This window comes from Cupriavidus sp. SIMBA_020 (assembly GCF_046535395.1).
In the GTDB taxonomy this organism is placed as follows: Bacteria; Pseudomonadota; Gammaproteobacteria; order Burkholderiales; family Burkholderiaceae; genus Cupriavidus; species Cupriavidus campinensis.
This window is the reverse complement of the sequence record NZ_JAWRWU010000993.1, coordinates 1-258: the sequence shown is the minus strand read 5'-3', so window position 1 is coordinate 258 and position 258 is coordinate 1. Positions and strand designations below refer to the sequence as shown.

Sequence of the window (258 nt, the reverse complement as noted above, 5' to 3'; positions counted from 1 at the left end):
CCTGGGCCGCGATGAAATACGCGGCGTCGATGAAACGCCGCGACGACAGGCCGAGCCCGTTGATCGCTACAAAAACGTTATTGCGCTGAAAGCCGATTTCCCGCGTGCTCTCGCTGATGGGCTGTCCGGACATTTCCTCAAACAGCCCCAGCGACATTTGCTGGGTCGTCGTCCTTCGACCGATGTCCTCCGACATTCGCGTGCTCTCTCCGTCGATATTGGCCGCGACTCTATCACTCCTCAAACACAAGTCAACAC

Annotated in this window: 1 pseudogene; it reads right to left on the bottom strand. The window is 57.8% G+C overall.

Features of this window, described 5'->3' with window-relative positions:
* Positions 1 to 196 (bottom strand): annotated as a pseudogene (locus tag SB751_RS32450) (replication initiation protein); the annotation flags it as partial.
* Positions 197 to 258: the final 62 nt, after the last annotated feature.